A 22,727-nucleotide genomic window follows, 5' to 3' on the forward strand; every position below is an offset into this window, starting at 1 on the left:
TTTAAACCCCAACGTGCCCAGGTGAGAATGTCATGGATGTAAAGCTACTCTTAGATGCCAAGCTTGCAATGACAATCGAGAAGTCGGTTGGCGCCCTGCCTGAGCTGAAACTCAATCAAGTGCTGGACGCCAAAGTCGTCACCAATCAAGCCATATTGAATGCGCTGACCGTCAGTATCGGCGACAAGACCGTGACTTTGCAAAGCCCTAAAGCGCTGGCTTTTCAACCGGGGCAAACCCTGCAGTTGCAAGTCGTGAAACTACTGCCGACGCTAGAATTTAAAATCGTCGGCGCTACGCAACCGGCGCTATCGAACGCGATACCCGCTCAAGCAGCGGAAGCGACGTTATTGAAGTTATTACCGGCTACTGTCGCTACCGCCGCTGCAACGCCTCCCCTACCCGGCAATCTCCCGGCGGCGTTGGCTAGCGGCGAACGCGTGCAGGCGCAAGTGATCCAGGTCGGGAAACAAACCCTGACCATACAATTGACTCCGGCATCGCCTGGCGCCAGTCAAGGCGCGCAAACGGCGTCTTCGACCGGCGATATCAGGATAAGCTTGGACAGCAAGCAACTGTTGTGGAACGATCCGCAGGCTAAACAAGCCTTGATGCCAGGCAGCCGGATAGACTTAATGCTGGTAAAAAATGCCGACAAACCGGTATTTAATGTGGCGCTGGCCGTGCCGTCCGTCGAGGAGCAGATCACGTCTGCCTTTAAACAGCTATTACCCATACAAGTTTCGCCCGCCGAGTTGCTTACCCAGCTCGGTCCCCTGTTAAAACCCGCTGACAGCGATAAAACCACCGGCGAAATACTCAAACAACTGGCTCGGGAAATATTGCTGCAGATACCGGACAAGTCGAAGTTATTCGAGCCGGGCACGTTAAAACAAGCCATTGCGCAATCGGGTTTGTTTATGGAGCATGAGTTAGTCAACGCGGAGACGGCGAACTCGCCTCCCTTGCATCTGCAAGACGATTTCAAATTTAAACTCAGCAAACTCATCGCCCAGCTGAATTTTCACCTTGCCGGGCCGGCAGATACGGAATCGGCGCAAAAGCTTGATAGCGACTTACTGAAGGAAACCTTGCAGAAAGCCGAAGGTAATCTCGCCAGACTAACCCTGGATCAGCTCAACTCCCTACCGCGCGACGACTCGCCGAAACAAGTCTGGATTTTGGAATTGCCGTTCTTCAATAAGACCTCGCCGGAAACCCTGCAACTGATCGTTGAGCAAGATAAACAGGCCGCCGGCGAGAGCGGTCAAAAAAACTGGGTAGTGAGCATTACCATTACCCCCCCCGAACTTGCTACAATACACTGCAAGATCTCTTGTTACGACGGTAGCGTAAATACCCGTTTCTGGAGCGAATCGACAGATACTGTCGATAAAATCAATGCTCGTCTGGATTATCTGCGAGAGCAATTCGAACAAAAAGGATTAAAACCTGGATTTATGGATGTTCAACAAGGCAAACCCGCGCAACCAAACCCGCAAACTCTGCCACCGCAAAATCTGTTAAGTGAAAAAGTCTGAAACCGGAAACCAACGCCATTGAATCGCCGATGGATAAGCAAATTCGCGATAAACAGGCAAAACCCTGAGTTGCTAACGCCCCCTTTATTACATGAGTCCGTCACATTAGACGCCTACTTTGTCCGACAAAGTTACTCATTACCCAAAAGCCGATGCCACGGAGATTTAACGCATGACCAAGCAAGTCACCTTAACCCAGTTCATTATCGAACAGCAGCGAGGTTTGCCGGACGCATCCGGTACATTCACCCTGTTACTGAATAATATCGTGACGGCCTGTAAACAGATCTCGCACCGCGTTAACTGCGGGGCGTTGATTGGGGTATTGGGCAGTGCCGAATCGGAAAACGTGCAGGGCGAAGTACAGAAAAAGCTGGACATCATCACCAACGACATTATGGTGAATGCATTGGATTGGAGCGGTTCCTTGGGCGGAATGGCTTCCGAGGAAATCATCGATCCGATCAAAATTCCGAATCAATATCCGAAGGGCAAATATCTGGTGTTGTTCGACCCGTTAGACGGCTCATCCAATATCGACATTAATTTAACGGTGGGGACGATCTTCTCGATTTTGCGTTGCCGCGAGGGTGTGGAGCCGGAAACCGAGGATTTTCTGCGCAAAGGTACCGAGCAAGTGTGCGCCGGTTTTGTGCTGTACGGCCCGTCCACGATGCTGGTATTAACCACCGGCAACGGCGTTAACGGCTTTACGCTGGATCAGGATGTCGGCGAATTCATCCTTACCCACTGCAATATGAAAATCCCCGAGGAAAGCAGCGAGTTTGCGATCAATATGTCCAATCAACGCTTCTGGGAGCCGCCGGTCAAGCGTTATATAGACGAATGCGTGGCCGGCGTGGACGGCCCTCGCGGCAAAGACTTTAATATGCGCTGGGTGGCGTCGCTGGTCGCCGAAGTTTATCGTATCTTGAATCGCGGCGGCGTCTTCCTGTATCCGCATGATTTACGCGATCCGTCCAAACCGGGCAAGCTGCGGTTAATGTACGAAGCCAATCCGATGGCTTTTATTATCGAACAAGCCGGCGGTATGTGTTCGACAGGACGCGAACGGATTTTGGATATTAAGCCCGGCAGTATTCATCAGCGTGTCCCGCTGATTTTGGGCTCAAAAACCGAAGTGGAGCGGATTATTAGCTACCACCAGCAAGATTAAACGCGGTAAGCCGCGGCCTGCTGAATCAACCTAATTCTTACATCGAAATCTCAATCCAACGTGTCGATCAAAAACCAAGTCAATTGCGTGAATTGCAGCCTGGATAATATTTGTTTACCGCGCGGCCTATCTCAAGCGGAGATCAATAACATCAGCCAAGTGGTGAAGGCCCGTAAAACCTTGCAACGCGGCGATTTCATTTATCGCGAAGGCGATAATTTTCGCGGCATCCTGGCGATAAAATCCGGTAGCGCCAAATTGGTGGCTAACGATAGCCACGGTAACGAACACATCTTGAATATTCTGTTGCCGGGCGAATTGCTGGGTTTCGACGGTCTATCCGCCGAAAAACACGGCTGCGCGGCCATTGCGTTAGAAACCATGAGCTTCTGCATCCTGCCTGCCGACAATATGGAAGATCTATTCCGGAATATGCCTAGTTTGACGCGCGAATTGTTCCGGCATACCGGCGAAAAAATGATAGAGGACAAAAATCAGCTGGTTCTCAGCAAACGACCGGCCGAAGAACGCCTGGCTTATTTTTTGATCAGTTTGTCGGAGCGCCTGAAAAGACGCGGATTTTCGTCTTCGGAATTCAAGCTGTCGCTGACTCGGCAGGAGATCGGCAATCATTTGGGGTTGGCGCTGGAAACTGTCAGCCGTTTGCTGAAGAAATTTCAGGACGAAAATTTGATTGCGGTGCAGAACCGTTTTATCGCGATCAAGGATCTAAGCGCCCTAAGAAATATGCTGCTGCCCTTGGAATAAAAATCAGTTTTTAATGCCGATACCCTTGTGTAACAGCAGCAAGCTAAGCGCCGTTAAAAACACAATAAATCCGGCCGTCATCGCAAAAGCCAGTTCGATTTCTACATCGCTTACACCGATCATGCCGTAACGAAAGGCGTTGATCATGTACAAAATCGGATTGGCCTGGGCTATTTTTTGCCAAATGCCCGGTAGCATTTCCACCGAATAGAATACACCGCCCAAGTAGCTCAAAGGTGTCAATACAAAGTTGGGGATGATGGAAATATCGTCGAAACTATCGGCGAACACCGCGTTGATGAATCCCGCGAGCGCAAATAAAGTCGCGGTTAGCACAAACACCGCCAACGAGATTCCCCAATGCAAAATCGTGGTATGAGTAAACATCAGCGAAATACCCGCCACCACGATACCGACCAATACCCCGCGCGCGATGCCGCCGCAGACATAGCCGGCCAAAATCACGTAATTCGGCACCGGCGCTACCAGCAATTCTTCGATATGGCGCTGAAATTTGGTGGAATAAAACGAGGACACCACGTTGGAATAGGAATGGCTGATCACCGACATCAGAATAATGCCGGGTACGATGTAATCCATGTAGCTTACGCCGTGCACCAGACCGATACGGTCACCTATCAGCTTGCCGAAGATCAGAAAATAAAGTGCCGTGGTAATGGCCGGCGGCAACAGGGTTTGCGGCCAAATCCGGGTAAATCGGCGGATTTCTTTGATTAAAATCGTAAAAAAAGCGACTGAATAGTTCATTGCACCAGATCCAAAAATAATTGTTCAAGCCGATTGGACTTGTTACGCAAGCTAAGCACCTCGATATGCAGCGCGGATAGCTCTTGAAACAATTTATTCAGACCCAGGCTTTTCGGGACGGCGACATCCAATACGGTATCGGCGCTCAGCGTGATGCCGTAACCCTCGATCACGGGCGCGGCCGGCAGCGGCCGCGCAATATCCATCACAAAATGATCGGTATGCAAACGGCTCAATAAACTATTCATGGCCGACTTCTCAATAATCTGGCCGTTGTTAATAATCGCGATGTTGCGGCATAAGCTTTCGGCTTCTTCCAGATAATGCGTGGTCAGAATGATGGTGGTGCCCTGCTGGTTAACTTCCCGCATCATTTCCCACATCGAACGACGAATCTCGATATCCACGCCGGCGGTAGGTTCGTCAAGAATCAGCAGGCGCGGCGAATGCACCATGGCCCGCGCTATCATCAAGCGGCGCTTCATGCCGCCGGACAAGCGGCGCGACACCGTATTGCGCTTATCCCACAGCTCCATCTGCCGCAAACAAAGCTCTGTCCGCTGTAAAGCCTGTTTGTGCGGAATACCGTAATACCCGGCCTGGTTCATCACTACGCTCATGCCGGTTTCGAACTGATTAAAGTTCACTTCCTGCGGCACTACGCCGATACAGGTTTTCGCCGCAACATTGTCTTTATCCAGGTCGTGGCCGAAGATGCTGACCGTGCCGCTGGTTTTGTTGACCAGCGAGCTGATAATGCCGATCAAGGTCGATTTGCCGGCGCCATTGGGACCCAATAACGCAAAAAAGTCGCCGCGCTGCACGTCGAGATCGACGCCTTTCAAGGCTTCAAAGCCGTTGTTATAGGTTTTTTTTAGGTTTTGGATGGATAAAGCCGTCATGCTCTAATGTTATAATCTCTGGCAATGGAATTGGCGTAATCCGAAATAAAACCGCCAATTAAGCCTTCCGATTCTATCAGAATTCATAAATTCTCAGCAGCCTGAAAGGAATAGACTCTTGCCTCAACAAATACCGACCAGTGTTGCTGCCGTGGATCTTGGCTCCAATAGTTTCCATATGATTATTTGCAGTCTCCACAACGGCAAATTGCAAACTATCGACCGTTTGAAAGAAATGGTGCGGCTGGCTGCCGGATTGGATCAGCACAAAAATCTCGACCAACCCACGCAAGAGCGAGCCCTAGCCTGCCTGGAACGTTTCGGCCAACGCATTCGGAATTTTGCTCCCAATAGCGTGGCTATCGTCGGTACCAATACCCTGCGCATCGCCAGAAATTCGCAACAATTCATTAACAAGGCGGAAAAAGCGTTAGGACATCCTATCCATATTATTTCCGGTATCGAGGAAGCCCGCTTGATTTACCAGGGCGTCGCTCACAGCTTGGGCAGCAATGCCAATAACCGCTTTGTGATGGATATTGGCGGCAGCAGCACGGAATACATTATCGGCCGCGACGATGTTGCGCATACCAAGGAAAGTCTTAACATGGGCTGCGTCACCGTGAGCCAATATTTTTTCAAAAAAGGCGAACTGTCCAAAAAAGCCTTCCGTAATGCGATGTTGTTTGCCGAGCAACATCTGGAACCGTTTCAGAGTACCTTTAACGCTAAAAATTGGGACGAAGCCATCGGTGCCTCCGGGAGCCTGAAGGCTATCAGCAACGTGCTGCAAACCATGGGTTGGAGCAATAACGGCATTACCAACGAAGGTCTGGAACAGCTGGTGGCGCACTTGTTGAAGCTGAATCGTATCGAGGACATCTGCTTTCCGGCCTTGAGTATCGAAAGGCGGCCGGTGTTTATCGGCGCGGTCGCTATCGTTTATGCCACGTTTAAAACCTTAAATATCCGCCAAATGACGGTGTCCGACGGCGCATTGCGCGAAGGTTTGGTGCAGGATCTTCTGGGAAGAATATACGACGACGACATTCGCTCGCAAACCAGTCAAACCATAGCAGCACGTTACCATACGGATATCGCGCATAGCGGACAACTCAAGGACACCTTACGGTATATCACGCGGCAATTGGATAGCCATCCTTGTTTTAAAGACAACCCCGAGTGCTTGCAGTTTTTGGAATGGGCCGCAGAGCTTCACGAGATCGGCATTGAGATCGCGCATAGCCAGTATCACAAGCATAGCGCTTATATTATCGAAAACGGCGATCTGGCGGGATTTTCCAAACAGGATCAATTACTGATTTCCAAACTGGTGCGTAGCCACCGCAAAAAATTGAGTCTGAACCGCTTCGAAGACTTACCCTCGCCTTGGCGTCAAAGAGCGCCGATTATGGCCATCGTATTTCGGCTGGCATCGCTGCTGCATCGAAATCGGCACAGTCAACGTCCGGACTTTAAAATCTCGATAGATCAAAACGACATAAAAATCGACTTTCCGGAACATTGGCTGGAACAGGCACCATTGACCCATGCCGATCTCAAACAAGAAATGCAATATTTGAAGGAGGCTCGTTTCAACCTGATCTTCGATCAATGCTAAGATTTTTGCTGTACACTTTTTTTACGACAGCGATTTTGCTGGCGATACTATTATTTTTTGCGATTGACGATACGCCGCTGTTAAAAATCCATCAAGGCTTGAATCGCGAAGATATTCAGCGCGCCAAGCAGCTGTTGCATGTTGCGCCCGAAGAGCGAAATCAGCTTAAAACAGTCAGTCTCGATCAAAAGGATTTGAATATCGCGGTGAGTTATCTGCTGAATCACTTTGTGGAAAATACTACACAGATTCAAATTGCTAACGACAGATTACTTGTCCAGATTGCGATATTCGTACCCAAAAGCCTCTGGGGCAGATATTTAGATTTTAGCTTCAGCCTGCGCCAGGTAGGCGATTCGATCCTAATTAAGTCATTAAAGGTCGGGGAGATTTCGATTCCGGATCCGGCGGCAAATATTTTGATCCCTGCCATCGTTCATAACTCGCCGCTGGAACAACACTGGCAATTGCTAAGCCAATACGTTAAGCAGGTGCGCATCAATCCTCAAGCTTTGGAAATTAGCTATCTGGGGTCTATCGTCGATGCCGCCAAACAATTGGCTATCCAGAAACATCGGGATTACCCCAATTTACATCGCTATCAGCAGCAAATTAACGAAATAGTCAGCCAGCACGATCCTGACTGGCGTTTGTCGCTAACCGATTTATTACAACCGCTGTTTCTATCGGCTTATCAACAAACCTCTGCAAACGATGCCATTCAAGAAAATCGCGCGATTATTATCGCCGTCGGCAGTTACATTTATAAACACGATTTAAGGCGCTATTTGCCATTAGGCTTGGTGTACAGCAAAGAGTATCCGGTGTTTGCCTATAAACGCGTCGATATTCCTCAGCATTTTATTGCTTCCGCACTACTGGCTATCGTGGATTCTTCTTTCCTTGGCGAACAAATCGGGATTGATAAGGAATTGGGAGATGCGCACAAAGGCAGCGGATTCAGCTTCATCGACTTGATGGCTGACCGCGCGGGTACCCGTTTTGGTCAACTAGCGATTGCGTCGCCGCAGGAGGCTCGAGAATTGCAGAAAATTATGTCTAGCATAAAAGATTATTCAGCAATCATTCCGGATATGCTGGATTTACCTGAGAATATGGATGAGCAAACGTTCAAGCTGAGATTTGATGCGATAGGCAGTTCCGCCTACAACCAAGTAATCCAGCAAATAGATGCCCGGATTAACGACTTACCGCTGTATCAACAACACTGACCGAATAAAAGATGGGCTTTGTAGCATTCAAGCCTAATCTGACAGTGTTTGCCAGATCGGCTTGATGCAATATATCTAGCTCAGCTAAAAATGGATTCGAAGGAGTAGCCGCTACTTTCAAGAATTTCTTTAAGTCGCTTTAATCCGTCCATTTGTATTTGTCTAACCCGCTCCCGAGTAACGCCGAGTTCGAGCGCCACTTGTTCCAGCGTCGCGTTTTCGAATCCGCACAAACCGTATCGGCGGCAAATGACTTCGCGTTGTTTTTCGGCTAATTGATAAACCCAATAAGTGACATTATTTTGGATAAAATCGTCTTGCAGGATTTCGGCTGGGTTACGGCTTTCTTCCTCGGAAATAGTTTCTAATAGGGGTTTATCGAAATCCTTACCAAACGAAACGTCGACGGAAGTAACACGCTCGTTGAGTTTGAGCATTTTACTGACGGTTTTAGCGGGTTTATCCAGATGCCTTGCAATCTCGTCAACAGTCGGCTCATGATCAAGCTGCTGCGCTAAATTACGTTGAGCTTTCAAATAAATATTCATTTCCTTAACGATATGAATCGGCAGACGGATGGTTCGCGTCTGATTCATGATTGCGCGTTCGATCGTCTGTCTGATCCACCAGGTCGCGTAAGTTGAAAACCTGAAGCCGCGATCCGGATCGAATTTTTCAACCGCTCTAATCAAACCTAAATTTCCTTCTTCAATTAGGTCGAGCAGCGGCAAACCCCGATTGAGGTAACGTCGGGAGATTTTTACAACCAGACGCAGATTGCTTTCTATCATGATTTTTCGAGCTTTGGGGTCACCTTGTTGCGTGCGTCTGCCATAAATTTTTTCTTCATCGGCAGTTAGCAATTGAGATTTACTAAGTTCGTTAAGATATGCTCGCGTCGCATCGAACGTGCCCTCATTTTGCGACTCATTAGTTTCAATATCTGCCAGTTTAAACGTTTCATTTGTATCGATTTCGACGATCTCGTCATCACCATCTTCAAAAGAAATGAAATCTGGAATATCCATATCTTTTATTACATCTATCGTTTCTTCCATCATGATTAATCTCCCAGGTATTTGGCTTGCTGATTCTGTTATTTTTATTGGTAAGTGTCCAGCCGGGTAAACTAGTAATCCCTTATCAATTTAAAATGCCGAAAGCTTAAAACCAACTTTTCGTTATCTGTTGGCAATAGTCAAAAGTCACTTAATTCATCAAAACAATCTTTACAACATCGCGCCTCTCGCTCTAAATTTCTTAGATGTTGACTCGAGGCCGATTACCTTAACGGCGAGTGCCAGTATAACTTTAAAAGATTTGTCTTATAAATTGAATTTACTGATATTTTTGTGGTCTACATCTCCTTTTTGATTTTTACCTGACTACCTCAAAATATCTTTTCAAACTGCCAAAATCGGCCAAAACAAGCTAAAATCTGAACTGGCTCTAAATTATCCAAAGAATAAGGTGATGTTTATCACAGATATTTAATTAAACTGCGGATTGCGACTGCAGATGCGTAATTGCCCCGCAGTCATCATCGACTTAACAAAACTTTCTTCGCTTGATTAATTTGCGCAGCCAAATAATCGGAACCTCCGCGATCGGGATGGACCCGAGAAATAAGTTTTCGGTGCGCCTGGATAATCTCGTCTTCCGTCGCACCCTGCCGGAGCCCCAAAATATCGAATGCTTGCGCTTTACTCATGGAAGTGGATGGCGTAGCGGGAGTACCAGCCGCTCCGCCGCCTTTGAACCGCTGCCAAACGCTGTGTAAATGCGGCGCGTATTTGATAATAAGAGGCATCGACCGCATAAAAAAAGCAAATATCACCCCGATTAACGCAATCAGGCCGCTAAGTTTTCCACTAACCGCTAGCAGTATCACCACAATCGTTGCAACGATCCAAGCTATTTGCTTAAAGCGTTTGCTTCGTGCTTCCGCAGGCGCCTTAAAAAACCAATGCAGCGTAAAAACGCCGGAAATCACTAACAGCAGCATTACTATGCGTATCACCAACTCTCCAAACGCGATAACCAATAAAAGCCATAATAACTTAGAATACCCATAGTTCGATAACAGCAGAGACACACCATGCTCAGCCCTCCGGTTCTCGGTTTTGCCGCTACTAGCGGCACCGGCAAAACCAGCCTATTGACCAAACTAATCCCACTACTCAAAGCACAAAATTTGCGAATAGGCGTCATTAAACACAGTCACCACGATTTCGAAATAGACCAACCCGATAAAGACAGCTTTAAGTTGCGCAAGGCTGGCGCCACGCCGGTAATGCTGGTCTCGCGCTATCGGCGCGCGGTCATTAGCGAATTACCTCCCGCCATCGATATTTCACTGTCCGAGCAACTTGCCGCATTTCCCTCATCGGGTCTGGACTTGATTTTAGTGGAAGGATTCAGGCACGAGTCTTATCCGAAAATTGAATTATGCCGGCCCAGCCTGGGTAAACCAATGCTTTATCCGAGCGATCCATCGATTATCGCGATAGCAAGCGATCAGGCTTTATCGACGCCGCCGAACTTACCGCAGCTTGATCTAAACGATCCTCAAGCCATCACCGCATTCATCATCGACACCTTTTTGAAAAACCAACGTGACTGACATTTGCTACCCGAAAAAAAACACCTTACTAAGCGTAGAACAAGCGCTATCTGAGATTCGCCACGCCATAACTGCGGTTGCCGAGAACGAGCTAATCGATTTAGCGAAAGCACAAGACAGAATCCTCAGCGAAAACGTCATATCGCCGATCGATATTCCGCCGCAGCGTAATGCCGCGATGGATGGTTATGCTTTTGCTGCCGGGGATTTAACAGCCGGGCATTCTTCACAATTGCAAGTAATCGGCACGTCCTGGGCCGGGCGGCCCTATCTCGGGCCGAAGATTTCCGGCCAGTGTGTCAGAATATTTACCGGCGCTGTCGTGCCCGATTTTGCGGATAGCGTAATTCCCCAAGAACAGGTTGAAGTGGATGGGCTTACTGTATCACTTACTCGCGACTGGCAATCGTATAAAAATATTAGAGCGGCCGGCAGTGACGTCAAACAGCATGAGGTGTTGATTACCGCGCCGAAAAAGCTCAACGCTCGCAATATCAGTCTACTGGCTGCGGCCGGCATTACTAAAATCAGCGTCAAACGACGACTGAAAATCGGTTTTTTCTCGACTGGCGATGAATTAGTTACGCTTGGAAGCCCGCTTGCTATAGGCAAAATCTATGACAGCAACCGCTATCTATTGGCCGGTTTCTTAGCCGACTCGAATCATACTGTCTGCGATCTAGGCGTTGTCGGCGACGACCAAGCCCAACTGGAGCAAACCTTAACTGACGCCGCGAAACAATATGATGTCGTGATATCGACTGGCGGCGCCTCGGTGGGAGACGCCGATTTCGTCAAACAAACCTTGGAAAAGTGCGGACAGGTCAATTTCTGGAAAATAGCTCTCAAACCGGGTAAGCCGCTGGCATTCGGTAAGATAGGCGACTGTTGGTTCTTCGGCCTGCCCGGTAACCCGGTGGCGGTATTGGTAACTTATGACAAATTCGTCAGGCCGGCACTGGAACAGCTAGCAGGCGCACCCGCGACTAGAACATTGCGACTGTGGGCTCGTTGCGAAAGCCATCTTAAAAAATCGCCGGGGCGCCAGGAATATCAACGAGGCATACTCAGACAAACCGATACCGGCGAGTTAGTAGTCAACATCGCCGGACCGCAAGACTCCCATCAGTTGAAAATCGCCAGCATGGCCAATTGTTTTATTGTTCTGGATGTCGACAACACAGGTGTCGAACCCGGCGAAAATGTGATTGTCGAACCGTTTGCGACCGTACTTTAGATCTCGCCGCTAACCCGACACATTGTGCTTAGTGGGAACGAAATCCGGCATTTGCCGATTCATCAAAGACAGATAAATCGGCGAAAAACCACCATAGCGGCTGAATGTCAGCGTTTTGAAAACACTCATTCCCTTCAGGCATTTGTCACTATCGAACTCGATGAATCGTAACTTGTCGGCAAAAGAATTTCGAAACGCGTTTAGACGCTGGCTTCCGCTAAATTTCCCAAATAACCGTGCTTTCTGGCCAAATATTCATCGACGAAGGCCTGCATGGGTTCGGCCTCATATTCCCGCAACCCGCTTACCGCCAGCTTCTTAAAGCCCGAACCGACGACTTCCTCGCCGCATTTGATTTGAAAATAAAGATAAGCCGTAGCGCGTTTACCGTTCACTTCCATTTTCGGCTCCAACATTTCCAGGCGCGGTTCGTGGAAATCCATCCGGCTCAGACTCAGCGTCATGCTTTCGTATATCACCAGTGGCCTGTCGATATTGAACATGACTTGTTCTTTGGCTAATAGCGGCACCAAAACGTAAGGGAAATTCTGCCCGGAAAACGCTACATAATCGCGGATCAAGGTCTCGATTAAAGCAGAATCGCGGATTACTTCGCCGGAGCGTTCGATTAGCAAATAAGTTTTACCTTGATTGTCGGTAACATCGATCCGATCGGCACTACTATCGGGAAAGTTCAGCAGCACACCATGACCGACCATCCCGGAAAAAATGAAATGCATATTCCGGCTAAGGCCGTATTTATCCAACACCAAAGAAAACAATAAATCACCCGGCACGCAAAAACGTTTTGCGTCTTCGTCATGCAAGGGGTTGAAGTCGTGGGCGACTTCCTTGGCAAACATGCTGGCCTGTGCGGCGCTGATAGCGACACTGCCATCCTGGATGGCATAGTAATCTTTCAAAAACATAGCTTTAATTATTATTTAGTAACGTGGGACAGACGGATCGCAAATGACGGACCAAGCATCGATACCGCCTTTCAAATTGAACAACCTTTGAAATCCGGAATGCTGCAAAAAATTGCAGGCTTGTTGACTGCGCATGCCGTGATGACAGATCACCACCACGTCTCGATCTACAGGCACTTCGTCGAAGCGCGCGGGTATTTGCTGCAGCGGTATTAATACGCTTCCCGCAATCTTGGCGTAGGCAAATTCGTGAGGCTCTCTGACGTCCAGTAAAAATACCGATGGGTCGTCCTGTAAGTGTTGTTGTAACTGTTGCGGTGTGTATTGGCTTATTGGCATATGAATCTTTCCAGTCTTTGAAGCGCGGCGGCCATTCTATCGATTGAAGCGGTATATGCAAATCGAATGTGCTGATTGGCTAGGTATTGACCAAAGTCTTTGCCGGGCGTTACCGCTACGCCTTCTTGTTCTAGCAGTTGTTTGGCGAACTCAAAACTGTCGTCAGTAAACGCACTGCAATCGGCATAAATATAAAAAGCTCCCTGTGGTTTGCAGGCTATTTTAAAACCCAAGCGCAGCAAATTTTCGTAAAGAAAATCCCGGCGTTTTTCAAACTCATCGCGGCGCCGATACAATTCAGCCATATTATCCGGGCTAAAGGAGGCCAAAGCTGCATACTGAGAATGAGTGGGCGTAGAGATAAATATATTTTGCGCCAGCTTTTCCACGGCATCGATAAAATCTTCCGGCACTATCAACCAACCGATGCGCCAACCGGTCATACTGAAGAACTTGGAAAAACTGTTGATGACAAACACTTCGTCGCTGAACTCCAACGCGCTGTTGACTGTTTCGCCATAAACCAGACCATGGTAAATCTCGTCCGAATAAAAACAGCCACCCAAAGCATGTGTCTGCTGAATCGCATCGCGTAGCGCATCGTTGCCGATGATGGTACCGGTAGGATTAGACGGTGAAGCGATCAATACGCCTCTACTGGCCGGTTGCCAGTGCTGCCGAATTAGCTCGGCGTTGAGTTGATAAGCGGTTTCGGCGCCGACATTGACGAAGCGAGTTTTACCATCGAACAATTGCACGAAGTTGTCGTTGCAGGGATAGCACGGGTCGGCCATCAAGATTTGCTCGCCCGGATTTAAACTAATCCCAAACGCCAGCAAAAACGCGCCGGAAGCGCCCGGCGTAATAAAAACCCGTTTCGGGTCCAGCTTTACACCGTATTGCGCCTGGTAATAATCGGAAATGCTTTGGCGCAATTCCGGCAATCCGGCAGCGGCGGTATATTTGACTTCCCTGCCTTGCATGAAAGTATTTCCGGCCGCCAAAATTGCCGGAGGCGTCTCGAAATCCGGCTCGCCGATTTCCATGTGAATGATGTCGCGACCTTGCTGTTCAAGTTGCTTGGCGCGCTGTAATAATTCCATCACATAAAATGAGCTGATGCCGCGCATTCGCTCGGCGACGTGGTGTTTCATGCACAAATTCCGTTAGTAGAAAGCGCATGCATCATAACAAACTTCTTGCTTGCCCCCGGCTATTCTGTTAAAAAGCCCCGATTTTTTTATAGACCGCCAGGAGTCATTGGATGAACAATACTAACCCTGCCGCATCGGAATTTACTTTTAAGCCTTATGAGGAAAAAGAAGGCGAAGAGTACATGAACGAGGCGCAGTTGAGCCATTTTTCCGCCATCTTAAATAAATGGAAATCCGAACTAATGATGGAAGTGGATCGTACCGTCCACCACATGCAGGACGAAGCGGCCAACTTTCCGGATCCGAACGACCGGGCTACGCAGGAATCCGAGTTCAGCCTGGAACTGCGCACCCGCGACCGCGAACGTAAGTTGATCAAGAAGATCGACGAATCCTTGAAGGAAATCGAGTCCGGCAATTACGGTTACTGCGAAACCTGCGGTATTGAGATAGGCATTCGCCGTCTGGAAGCACGTCCTACCGCCACCCTGTGCATCGATTGCAAAACACTCGATGAGATCAGGGAAAAACAACTGGGTTAATTCTGCCCAACTCCGCATCGTATATCGGCCGGTTTGCGCCCTCGCCTACCGGCCCGCTTCATCTCGGTTCTTTATACACTGCCCTCGCCAGTTATTTAGATGCCCGTCAGCATAAAGGACTATGGTTGTTGCGCATCGACGATCTCGATACGCCGCGCAATATGCCGGGGGCCTGCGCCGAAATCCTGAATTGCCTGCAAAGTTTCGGGTTGCATTGGGATGGCGAGGTGGATTATCAAAGCTATCATCTCGACCAATACGAACAAGCCATTGTCGAATTGCAAAGCCGGCATGTACTTTACCCTTGCACGTGCAGCCGCAGTTTATTGGCGAATTCGCCTTTGATTTATCCAGGCCATTGCCGCACAAAAGCACAATCGACTAATGCACCACATTCGCTGCGGGTAAAAACCCCGAATATTTCAACGCGTTTTGTTGATAAACTGCAGGGTGAAATTAGCCAAAACCTAGCTAACGAGCACGGCGACTTTGTCGTGAAACGCAAGGATGGCATCATCGCATACCAGTTGGCTTGTGTCGTCGACGACCAGCGGCAATCGGTCAATCGGGTGGTAAGAGGCTACGATTTGCTGGATTCCACCCCCAAACAGTTATATTTGCAGCAGTTGCTGGGTTACCAGACGCCTAGTTATATGCATATTCCGCTGATTGTCGATCAAGAGGGTAATAAACTAAGCAAGCAAACCCGGGCCGAAGCCGTTAATCCACATCAAGCCGGACCAACCTTGTTTCTGCTGCTAACCTTACTCCAGCAAAATCCACCGCTCGATTTGCGAATGACTCCTATCGACAGTATCCTGGAATGGGCGATAGCTCATTGGCAGCCCGAGCGACTGGCCAAAACTCAAACCGTTTCGGATCTAAAACACCAACAATAACGTTCAACGAAGGAAGCCACGTTATGTCAGACCAAAAAACTTATCCGGTTAACCCGCAGATCGCCGCCAGCGCACATATCGATAGCGCTAATTATCGGCAGCTTTACCAACAGTCGATCAATGATCCGGAAGCGTTTTGGGCCGAACAGGCGGCCAAATTTTTAGATTGGCATCAACCTTGGCAACAGGTAATGCAATACGACTATCCCAAGGGTGTAATACAGTGGTTCTTGGGCGGAAAACTTAACGTCACCGTCAACTGCCTGGATAGACACCTCGAAAAGCGTGGCGACCAATTGGCCATCATTTGGGAAGGCGACGATCCTGCCCATGACCGCAAACTGACCTACCGCGAACTCCATGCCCAAGTCTGTCAGTTTGCGAATGTGTTAAAAGCCAAAGGTGTACAAAAAGGCGATAGAGTCTGTATTTATCTGCCGATGATTGCAGAAGCGGCAGTGGTGATTTTGGCATGCGCGCGGATAGGCGCGGTTCATTCGATAGTATTTGGCGGTTTTTCCGCTGACGCGCTCCGCGACCGTGTCATCGATGCCGATTGCCGGGTTTTGATCTGCGCTGACGAGAGTTATCGCGGCGGCAAGATTGTGCATTCCAAATTGAATGTGGATAAAGCCGCCAATCAATGCCCCAACCTGAATACGGTCATTGTGATCAAGCATACCGGTCACGACATCCCCTGGACAGTAGGTCGCGATATTTGCTATCACGAGGCCATGCAAACAGCATCAAGCGATTGCGAACCGGTGATGATGGACGCCGAAGATCCCTTGTTTATCCTGTATACCTCTGGCTCGACCGGTCAACCGAAGGGTGTGCTGCATACCACCGGCGGCTATTTGCTGTACGCGGCAATGACCCACAAATACGTGTTCGATTACCAAGAGGGAGATGTCTACTGGTGCACCGCAGACATCGGCTGGATCACCGGCCATTCCTATGTGCTCTACGGACCGTTATGTAACGGTGCCACCAGCTTGATGTTCGAGGGCGTACCGACTTATCCGCATCCCGATCGTTTCTGGCAAGTCATCGATAAACATCGGGTCAATATTTTTTATACCGCACCGACGGCGATACGGGCGTTGATGGCGCAAGGCGACGATTTTGTCACCCGCACCAAACGCAGTTCATTACGCATCTTGGGTAGCGTGGGCGAACCGATCAATCCGGAAGCCTGGGAATGGTATTACCAGATGGTGGGCAACAAACGCTGCCCGATAGTGGATACTTGGTGGCAAACCGAAACCGGCGGCATTCTAATCACGCCGTTACCTGGCGCCACGGCGTTAAAACCCGGTTCGGCGACCTTGCCGTTTTTCGGGGTAAAACCGGCAATACTCGATCCGGATGGCAATGTCCTGGAAGGCGAAGCGGAAGGCGTTTTGGTACTGACCTGCCCATGGCCCGGCCAAGCCCGGACGATTTACGGCGATCACCAACGCTTTATCGACACCTATTTCGCCAAATTCCCCGGCTATTATTTCGCCGGCGACGGCGCGCGGCGCGATGCGGACGGTTATTACTGGATTACCGGCCGCATCGACGACGTATTGAACGTTTGCGGCCACCGCCTGGGTACCGCGGAAATCGAAAGCGCTTTGGTGCTACACGATCTGGTTGCGGAGGCCGCAGTGGTAGGTTTTCCACATCCGATCAAAGGCCAGGGGATTTACGCTTATGTCACCCTAAATGTCGGCATTGAGGGGAACAGCAGCCTAAAAGGCGAACTGAAGGACTTGGTGCGCGAGGAAATTAGCGCTATCGCTCTGCCCGACCTGATTCAGTGGGCGCCGGGCCTGCCGAAAACTCGTTCCGGCAAAATCATGCGCCGCATCTTGCGTAAAATCGCCGCCAATGAATTCCACGATCTCGGCGACACTTCAACCTTAGCCGATCCGTCTGTCGTCGAGCAACTAATCGCCAACCGCCTGAAATTACCTTAAGGTGAAGACACGCCTGGCCTTAGCTTATATCGGCGTCATCCTGATCTGGACCACCACGCCGCTGGCGATAAAATGGAGCAGTATCGGCGTCAGCTTCGTGTTTGGGGCAATGGCGCGAATGACGACCGGTTTAGTCTGCTTGTCCTTGCTGTTACTGTTGTTGCGTCGACCCCTGCCCCGGCACCGCTCTGCGTTGTTGAGCTATCTCGCTGTAGCTGTTCAGCTCTACGGTAGCATGCTGGTCACTTACTGGTCGGCACAATTCGTACCGTCGGGCTGGATTTCGGTTATTTTCGGCTTGAGCCCGTTTTTGACTGCTTTCATGGCGGCAGCGTATTTAAAAGAACGCAGCCTGGGCTGGGGTAAGTTATGCGCATATAGTCTGGGCGTTTGCGGTTTGGTCGTGATGTTCAGTTCGGCGCTGGAATTGGCCGAACCGGCTCTACAAGGTTTGCTGGGCGTATTGCTTGCCACCTTTATCCACGCGGCTAGCGCGGTATGGGTGAAGCAAATACATGCGCAATTATCCGCCTTGCAGTTAGTGACGGGCGGCTTATTGCTGGCCGTACCCTTGTATTTCCTTACTTGGTATTGGCTGGACGACGGCGTTTTTCCGGTAAAAATCCCACTTCGTGCCATGTATTCGATCGCCTATCTGGGAATCATAGCCACGACGATCGGCTTTGCGTTGTATTACTTTGTCTTGAATAACATGGAAGCGACCAATGTCGCGATGATGAATTTGATGACCCCGCTCATGTCCTTGGGGCTAGGCTATAGTGTCAACCATGAACCGATGACGGTGAAAACCATGCTAGGCACGGCTTTGATTATGTGCGCACTGTTGACTTACGAGGTAGTGAACCGCCGGCAACAACGGAATGGCATTTGATCGCCATTCCGCCGTCTGGCGTTTAAATTTTGCCGACGCGTTGTTTTAAATATGACGCAAACTCTGCGTTAATCTCTTTGTGCAACAGTCCGTACTCGACGTTAGCCAATAAGAAGCCGAATTTGGAGCCGCAATCGTAACGATTGCCTTCAAACTCATAAGACAGCACTTGTTCGTCTTTCATCAAAGCCGCAATCGCGTCCGTCAATTGAATTTCGCCGCCGGCACCGCGCCCGGTATTTTCGATTTTTTCAAAAATTGCCGGGGTCAAAATATAACGGCCCACCACCGCGATATTGGACGGCGCGACTTCCGGTTTCGGTTTTTCCACGATAGAACTTAATTTGCCGATTCGAGGCGCGGTTTCGGCATGTTCCACGATACCGTATTTGTGGGTTTCCTTCGGATCGACTCGCTCGACACCCAATATACTGCTTTGTTCCTGATTGAACAGTTCCACCATTTGCTTCATGCAACCGCGGCTGCCGTCTTCAATCAAATCGTCCGGCAAAATCACCGCAAACGGCTCGTTACCGACCACCGGTTTGGCGCAATGCACGGCGTGGCCAAGGCCCAATGCTTCGGCTTGACGCACAAATACGCAAGAAACATGGGGCGGCAACAGTTCGCGCAGCATTTTCAGCAGCTCGGTTTTACCGCTTTTTTCCAGTTCTTTTTCCAGTTCGTAGGACTTATCGAAATGGTCGGGAATGGAGTTTTTATTACGACCAGTCACAAACACCATGGTATCGATACCGGCGGCTATCGCTTCTTCCACCGCATATTGAATCAACGGCTTATCGACGATAGGCAGCATCTCCTTGGCAACGGCCTTGGTAGCCGGCAACGAACGCGTTCCCAGGCCGGCAACAGGAAAAACAGCTTTGGTAATTTTCTGACTCATAATGACTCTTTTTGGGTTTAGGTTTTATTTTGACGAATGGATAATGTGTGCCTAACCTTATGGCACTCTTAAAATAACACTGTAAGGTCCTTATTTTAGGCGATAATGTAAGTTTATTTTCACCTCTCCGTACGAGATTTAGCAATGACAAAACTGTTATTCACGTTTTTGGTCGCGCTGATACCGGCAAAAACGGCTTTTAGCCAGGATCTGCTGGAAACCTATCAACTGGCAAAAGCAAATGACCCCGAATTTAAAAGCTCGGACATCAATAAACTTGCTACCGCAGAGATAAAATCGCAAAGCATTGCGCAAATGCTGCCCAATATTTCCTTTAACGCCAATAGCAGCCGTAATCGGCTGGAAAGCTCCAGCTTTTTGGGTACCACATTGCAACACTATTGGGACCACAAGCTAGGATTTAATTTAAAGCAGCCGGTGTTCCACTGGGACCACTGGATCCAGCTCGATCAGGCCGACAATAAAATTGCCCAGGCCGAAGCACAGTTTCAGGCCAAGCAACAAAGCTTGATACGCAGAACCGCCGAAGCTTATTTCAATATTCTCGCCGCCCAGGACAATCTGGAGTTTGCTACCGCTGAAAAAAAATCCATCGAAAAACAACTCGAACAAGCCAAACAACGTTTCGATGTGGGCATTATCGCAATTACCGACGTTTACGAGGCGCAAGCCGGTTTCGACCGTGCCAACGCCAGCGAAATCGAAGCGCAAAACCAGCTCGATAATAGCAAGGAAGCTTTGCGGGAAATCATCGGCGAAAACGCCGCGGATTTGAACGGTTTGCAAACGCAGATTCCGCTCAGCCCTCCGGCTCCCGAAGATTTGGCTTCGTGGTCGGATTCGGCCGAAAACAATAATTTTTCGATTGTCGCGCAAATCAATCAAGCCGAATACGTCCGTAAGAACGTGGACTTGCAGCAATCCAAGCATCTGCCGACGTTGGATATCGTCGCCCAATACGGCGAAGAGGACAACGGTAACCGCTACGGCTTACGCGGAGATAACGAAAGCGTCACCTTGCAATTGAACCTGCCTTTATTCGAAGGCGGCGGTACCGTGTCCCGTAGCCGTCAGGCCGCGCATGAATACGAGGCTGCCAAGGAAGATTTAATCAAAGTAAAGCGCAGTATAAATCGTGGCGTTAAAGACGCATTCCGCGGGGTCGTTTCCAGTATTAGCCGGGTCAAGGCTCTCGATGCCACCAGCAAATCCGCCGAGATGGCGGTGGAAGCCGCGGAAGCCGGTTTCGAAGTGGGCACTAGAACCATGGTAGACGTACTCACCGAACAACGTAATCTATATAAAGCCAAAAGCGACTACGCCAGAAGCCGCTACGACTATTTGATCAACGGCATCAAACTTAAGGAAGCTGCCGGCAGTTTGGGCGAGCCTGACTTAGAGCAAATCAATCAGTATTTGCGGAATAATCTTTCCCAAAACTAACCGGCATTCCAGATTGCGACTATTCCGCTATCATGGAAATGCTTTACAACCGAGAGTGCTTACGTCGTCAGCGCATAAGGCCCGGAAGCCGTCGGAAAAATTAGCGCATACCGCGGCGGCCGGCCAGCAGGCTTTGCTGCAGCGAATTGTTGTCTACCCCCCATACATCGCCCGCCAACAGTTGAGCAATCTGGGCTTTCAATTCCGGATCCCGGTCGGCCTCGAAAAACAAGTTATGCACGATGTTGGATTGATAAAAACGTTCCACAAACAGCCGCATGGTGTTGAAACCCAGCAAGTAATTCTGATCGTCCTCGGCGTGTAACTCGGGGTCGGTTTCTCGCCCTTCGGCAAGCCCCTGGTGGACCCGGTCGGCAACGCGGGCGGCACTGGTAAACGCCAGAAATACGCCGGACGAAAATACCGGATCGAGAAAGCCGGCCGCATCGCCGCAGCATGCATAGCGGGCGCCATAGCGGCTTTGGTTGGTATAACTAAAATCCGCTTCGACCCGTACGGATGCGGATTGCTCGGCCCCTGCCAGCAGGCTATTCAAGATAGGTGAAGCTGCCAGATAACGGCGCAACAATTCTTCGGCATCACAGTCCCTGGGCCGATCTTTTTGTACTACCAAGCCCACGCTCAAGCGTCGCCCGGTCAGGGGAATGACCCAGATCCAGCCTATATCCACCACCGGCACATAAATATTGCCGGAACGGAACAGTTCGTCGGCCTCATCGCCCGACGGAATATTCTCGAAATGGGTATACACCGCAAACTTACCTAAGTTTTCGATACGTTCGATGGTTTTGCCCTTCCTGCCCATCAGCGCGCTACGGCCCGTGGCATCGATCAGATAGCGGCTGCGGTATCGGCCCTTGTCGGACTCAATACCTACCCCTTCCGGCTGACAGGAAACGTTCAATACCTTCTCTTCCTGATGCGTTTCGACGCCGTATTTAGCGGCGTTTTCAAACAACATGTGGTCGAACGGAGCGCGTTCGATCTGATAGGTTTTGCGCTGCACGCTCAGCGGAAAATACATACGCTGTTCGGTGGCTTCGTCCATGAAAACCGCCCCGCTTTTCGATAGATTACCCGTGCTCCAATCTATCCCCAAGCGTTGAATGACCGGCTCGCTGAACGGCAGCATCGATTCGCCGATATGAAAGCGCGGATGCCTGCCGCTCTCCAACAGTAAAACCCTGTGGCCATACTGCGCCAGCAACGTCGCGGCCGTCGAGCCGGCCGGGCCGCCGCCGACAACCACAACCTCATAGTCGAAACCGTCTTGCATGTTGTCGAACATCGTCTGAATGCTTAAATGGTTAATCGTTCGGATAACCGTCTTCGGCCGCGTTATAAATGGCGCGGAACACCGTCCAATGCACTCCGCCTATGCCGGCACCCGTGTAAGTAATAATGCCTACTCCCTTGTAAAACTCGTCGGTCCGCATGACATCGGGGCCGAAATAAAACGGTATCCAGGCTTTGCCGGTTTGGTAGGACTTAGTGTCGGTAGGCTGACCCAAAATTTCGTGAACCTGGCCCTGGGTCATGCCCAGTTTGAGTTTAGCGAACGGGCTATTGGCCGGAAAATTACCGTCAATCCGCGACTCCGGTGCGGTGCTCGACTGCGCCGCTGGCGTCGATGCTTGAGCAGGCGCTTTATTGCTGGATGCGCAACCCGTACCCAGTGCCAGAACAGTGAAGAATGCCAAAGTTTTATAATGTGTCACGGCTTATGCCTTTTGCTAAGTTTCGGTAACGG

General features: G+C 49.8%; 22 protein-coding genes. 12 read left to right on the top strand and 10 right to left on the bottom strand.

What is annotated here, in order from left to right; translation table 11 throughout:
* Positions 1 to 32: 32 nt before the first annotated feature.
* From fliK to ACH50O_RS06860, 3 genes are all read left to right on the top strand, one after another.
* Positions 33 to 1,541, top strand: a complete 1,509-nt coding sequence (gene fliK, locus ACH50O_RS06850; RefSeq protein WP_446811274.1) for a flagellar hook-length control protein FliK — start codon at positions 33 to 35, stop codon at positions 1,539 to 1,541.
* A 172-nt stretch (positions 1,542 to 1,713) separates the two neighbouring features.
* Positions 1,714 to 2,718, top strand: coding sequence for a class 1 fructose-bisphosphatase (locus tag ACH50O_RS06855; protein WP_446811275.1), 1,005 nt, complete (start codon positions 1,714 to 1,716; stop codon positions 2,716 to 2,718).
* A gap of 60 nt (positions 2,719 to 2,778) precedes the next feature.
* Positions 2,779 to 3,486 carry a helix-turn-helix domain-containing protein gene (locus ACH50O_RS06860; protein WP_446811276.1) on the top strand — a complete coding sequence of 236 codons (708 nt, stop codon included), beginning with the start codon at positions 2,779 to 2,781 and terminating at the stop codon, positions 3,484 to 3,486.
* A 3-nt stretch (positions 3,487 to 3,489) separates the two neighbouring features.
* Here the strand turns inward: ACH50O_RS06860 and ACH50O_RS06865 are convergent, their stop codons facing one another.
* Entirely contained in the window at positions 3,490 to 4,254 is a 765-nt protein-coding gene (locus ACH50O_RS06865) for an ABC transporter permease (RefSeq protein WP_446811277.1), read from the bottom strand.
* Positions 4,251 to 5,156: an ABC transporter ATP-binding protein gene (locus ACH50O_RS06870; RefSeq protein WP_446811278.1), complete on the bottom strand. Its 906-nt coding sequence runs from the start codon at positions 5,154 to 5,156 to the stop codon at positions 4,251 to 4,253. The genes ACH50O_RS06865 and ACH50O_RS06870 overlap by 4 nt, the downstream gene beginning before the upstream one ends.
* A 118-nt stretch (positions 5,157 to 5,274) precedes the next feature.
* Here ACH50O_RS06870 and ppx point away from each other — a divergent pair, with 118 nt between their 5' ends.
* Both ppx and ACH50O_RS06880 read left to right on the top strand, forming a co-directional pair.
* Positions 5,275 to 6,777, top strand: coding sequence for an exopolyphosphatase (ppx, locus tag ACH50O_RS06875; RefSeq protein WP_446811279.1), 1,503 nt, complete (start codon positions 5,275 to 5,277; stop codon positions 6,775 to 6,777).
* Between the two features lie 5 nt (positions 6,778 to 6,782).
* A complete protein-coding gene (locus ACH50O_RS06880; RefSeq protein ID WP_446811280.1) occupies positions 6,783 to 8,009 on the top strand; it encodes a hypothetical protein in 1,227 nt (408 codons plus the stop codon).
* Positions 8,010 to 8,089: 80 nt separating this feature from the next.
* On the opposite strand, the gene rpoS is transcribed toward ACH50O_RS06880, so the two are convergent.
* Both rpoS and ACH50O_RS06890 read right to left on the bottom strand, forming a co-directional pair.
* A complete protein-coding gene (rpoS, locus tag ACH50O_RS06885; protein WP_446811281.1) occupies positions 8,090 to 9,070 on the bottom strand; it encodes an RNA polymerase sigma factor RpoS in 981 nt (326 codons plus the stop codon).
* 479 nt (positions 9,071 to 9,549) lie between these two features.
* A complete protein-coding gene (locus tag ACH50O_RS06890; protein ID WP_446811282.1) occupies positions 9,550 to 10,104 on the bottom strand; it encodes a DnaJ domain-containing protein in 555 nt (184 codons plus the stop codon).
* 3 nt (positions 10,105 to 10,107) lie between these two features.
* Between ACH50O_RS06890 and mobB the strand changes: the two genes are divergently transcribed.
* Both mobB and moeA read left to right on the top strand, forming a co-directional pair.
* Entirely contained in the window at positions 10,108 to 10,632 is a 525-nt protein-coding gene (mobB, locus tag ACH50O_RS06895; RefSeq protein WP_446811283.1) for a molybdopterin-guanine dinucleotide biosynthesis protein B, read from the top strand.
* The gene (gene moeA, locus ACH50O_RS06900; protein WP_446811284.1) at positions 10,625 to 11,869 is read left to right on the top strand and encodes a molybdopterin molybdotransferase MoeA; all 1,245 of its coding nucleotides are present in this window, start codon (positions 10,625 to 10,627) and stop codon (positions 11,867 to 11,869) included. Before mobB ends, moeA begins: the two co-directional genes overlap by 8 nt.
* A 200-nt stretch (positions 11,870 to 12,069) precedes the next feature.
* Here the strand turns inward: moeA and ACH50O_RS06905 are convergent, their stop codons facing one another.
* Genes ACH50O_RS06905 through ACH50O_RS06915 form a run of 3 tightly spaced genes read right to left on the bottom strand, consistent with a single transcriptional unit; the run spans position 12,070 to position 14,291 of the window.
* Positions 12,070 to 12,798, bottom strand: coding sequence for a DUF3581 domain-containing protein (locus tag ACH50O_RS06905; RefSeq protein WP_446811285.1), 729 nt, complete (start codon positions 12,796 to 12,798; stop codon positions 12,070 to 12,072).
* A gap of 15 nt (positions 12,799 to 12,813) precedes the next feature.
* A complete protein-coding gene (locus ACH50O_RS06910; protein WP_446811286.1) occupies positions 12,814 to 13,137 on the bottom strand; it encodes a rhodanese-like domain-containing protein in 324 nt (107 codons plus the stop codon).
* On the bottom strand, positions 13,128 to 14,291 hold the full coding sequence (locus tag ACH50O_RS06915) for a pyridoxal phosphate-dependent aminotransferase (RefSeq protein WP_446811287.1): 1,164 nt from the start codon (positions 14,289 to 14,291) through the stop codon (positions 13,128 to 13,130). The genes ACH50O_RS06910 and ACH50O_RS06915 overlap by 10 nt, the downstream gene beginning before the upstream one ends.
* A 110-nt stretch (positions 14,292 to 14,401) precedes the next feature.
* Here ACH50O_RS06915 and dksA point away from each other — a divergent pair, with 110 nt between their 5' ends.
* Genes dksA through ACH50O_RS06935 form a run of 4 tightly spaced genes read left to right on the top strand, consistent with a single transcriptional unit; the run spans position 14,402 to position 18,588 of the window.
* Positions 14,402 to 14,833, top strand: coding sequence for an RNA polymerase-binding protein DksA (dksA, locus tag ACH50O_RS06920; protein ID WP_033156319.1), 432 nt, complete (start codon positions 14,402 to 14,404; stop codon positions 14,831 to 14,833).
* A 23-nt stretch (positions 14,834 to 14,856) separates the two neighbouring features.
* Entirely contained in the window at positions 14,857 to 15,732 is an 876-nt protein-coding gene (gluQRS, locus tag ACH50O_RS06925) for a tRNA glutamyl-Q(34) synthetase GluQRS (protein WP_446812123.1), read from the top strand.
* Positions 15,733 to 15,755: 23 nt separating this feature from the next.
* Entirely contained in the window at positions 15,756 to 17,696 is a 1,941-nt protein-coding gene (gene acs, locus ACH50O_RS06930; protein WP_446811288.1) for an acetate--CoA ligase, read from the top strand.
* Between the two features lies 1 nt (position 17,697).
* Complete coding sequence (locus ACH50O_RS06935; protein ID WP_446811289.1) at positions 17,698 to 18,588, top strand: DMT family transporter; 891 nt, start codon at positions 17,698 to 17,700, stop codon at positions 18,586 to 18,588.
* A 22-nt stretch (positions 18,589 to 18,610) separates the two neighbouring features.
* On the opposite strand, the gene galU is transcribed toward ACH50O_RS06935, so the two are convergent.
* The gene (gene galU, locus ACH50O_RS06940; protein ID WP_446811290.1) at positions 18,611 to 19,492 is read right to left on the bottom strand and encodes a UTP--glucose-1-phosphate uridylyltransferase GalU; all 882 of its coding nucleotides are present in this window, start codon (positions 19,490 to 19,492) and stop codon (positions 18,611 to 18,613) included.
* Positions 19,493 to 19,636: 144 nt separating this feature from the next.
* On the opposite strand from galU, the gene ACH50O_RS06945 reads away from it, so the two are divergent.
* A complete protein-coding gene (locus tag ACH50O_RS06945) occupies positions 19,637 to 20,956 on the top strand; it encodes a TolC family outer membrane protein (protein WP_446811291.1) in 1,320 nt (439 codons plus the stop codon).
* A 100-nt stretch (positions 20,957 to 21,056) separates the two neighbouring features.
* Here the strand turns inward: ACH50O_RS06945 and ACH50O_RS06950 are convergent, their stop codons facing one another.
* Both ACH50O_RS06950 and bamE read right to left on the bottom strand, forming a co-directional pair.
* A complete protein-coding gene (locus ACH50O_RS06950) occupies positions 21,057 to 22,265 on the bottom strand; it encodes an NAD(P)/FAD-dependent oxidoreductase (RefSeq protein WP_446811292.1) in 1,209 nt (402 codons plus the stop codon).
* A 19-nt stretch (positions 22,266 to 22,284) separates the two neighbouring features.
* Positions 22,285 to 22,695: an outer membrane protein assembly factor BamE domain-containing protein gene (gene bamE, locus ACH50O_RS06955; protein WP_446811293.1), complete on the bottom strand. Its 411-nt coding sequence runs from the start codon at positions 22,693 to 22,695 to the stop codon at positions 22,285 to 22,287.
* Positions 22,696 to 22,727: the final 32 nt, after the last annotated feature.

It is taken from the genome of Methylomonas sp. 2BW1-5-20 (assembly GCF_052474515.1).

Bases quoted from the DNA above. Each gene is read 5' to 3' on its own strand.
- fliK (WP_446811274.1), top strand. From the start codon at position 33: ATGGATGTAAAGCTACTCTTAGATGCCAAGCTTGCAATGACAATCGAG.
- ACH50O_RS06855 (WP_446811275.1), top strand. From the start codon at position 1,714: ATGACCAAGCAAGTCACCTTAACCCAGTTCATTATCGAACAGCAGCGA.
- ACH50O_RS06865 (WP_446811277.1), bottom strand. From the start codon at position 4,254: ATGAACTATTCAGTCGCTTTTTTTACGATTTTAATCAAAGAAATCCGC.
- ACH50O_RS06870 (WP_446811278.1), bottom strand. From the start codon at position 5,156: ATGACGGCTTTATCCATCCAAAACCTAAAAAAAACCTATAACAACGGC.
- rpoS (WP_446811281.1), bottom strand. From the start codon at position 9,070: ATGATGGAAGAAACGATAGATGTAATAAAAGATATGGATATTCCAGAT.
- mobB (WP_446811283.1), top strand. From the start codon at position 10,108: ATGCTCAGCCCTCCGGTTCTCGGTTTTGCCGCTACTAGCGGCACCGGC.
- ACH50O_RS06905 (WP_446811285.1), bottom strand. From the start codon at position 12,798: ATGTTTTTGAAAGATTACTATGCCATCCAGGATGGCAGTGTCGCTATC.
- ACH50O_RS06910 (WP_446811286.1), bottom strand. From the start codon at position 13,137: ATGCCAATAAGCCAATACACACCGCAACAGTTACAACAACACTTACAG.
- ACH50O_RS06915 (WP_446811287.1), bottom strand. From the start codon at position 14,291: ATGAAACACCACGTCGCCGAGCGAATGCGCGGCATCAGCTCATTTTAT.
- dksA (WP_033156319.1), top strand. From the start codon at position 14,402: ATGAACAATACTAACCCTGCCGCATCGGAATTTACTTTTAAGCCTTAT.
- acs (WP_446811288.1), top strand. From the start codon at position 15,756: ATGTCAGACCAAAAAACTTATCCGGTTAACCCGCAGATCGCCGCCAGC.
- galU (WP_446811290.1), bottom strand. From the start codon at position 19,492: ATGAGTCAGAAAATTACCAAAGCTGTTTTTCCTGTTGCCGGCCTGGGA.
- ACH50O_RS06945 (WP_446811291.1), top strand. From the start codon at position 19,637: ATGACAAAACTGTTATTCACGTTTTTGGTCGCGCTGATACCGGCAAAA.
- ACH50O_RS06950 (WP_446811292.1), bottom strand. From the start codon at position 22,265: ATGTTCGACAACATGCAAGACGGTTTCGACTATGAGGTTGTGGTTGTC.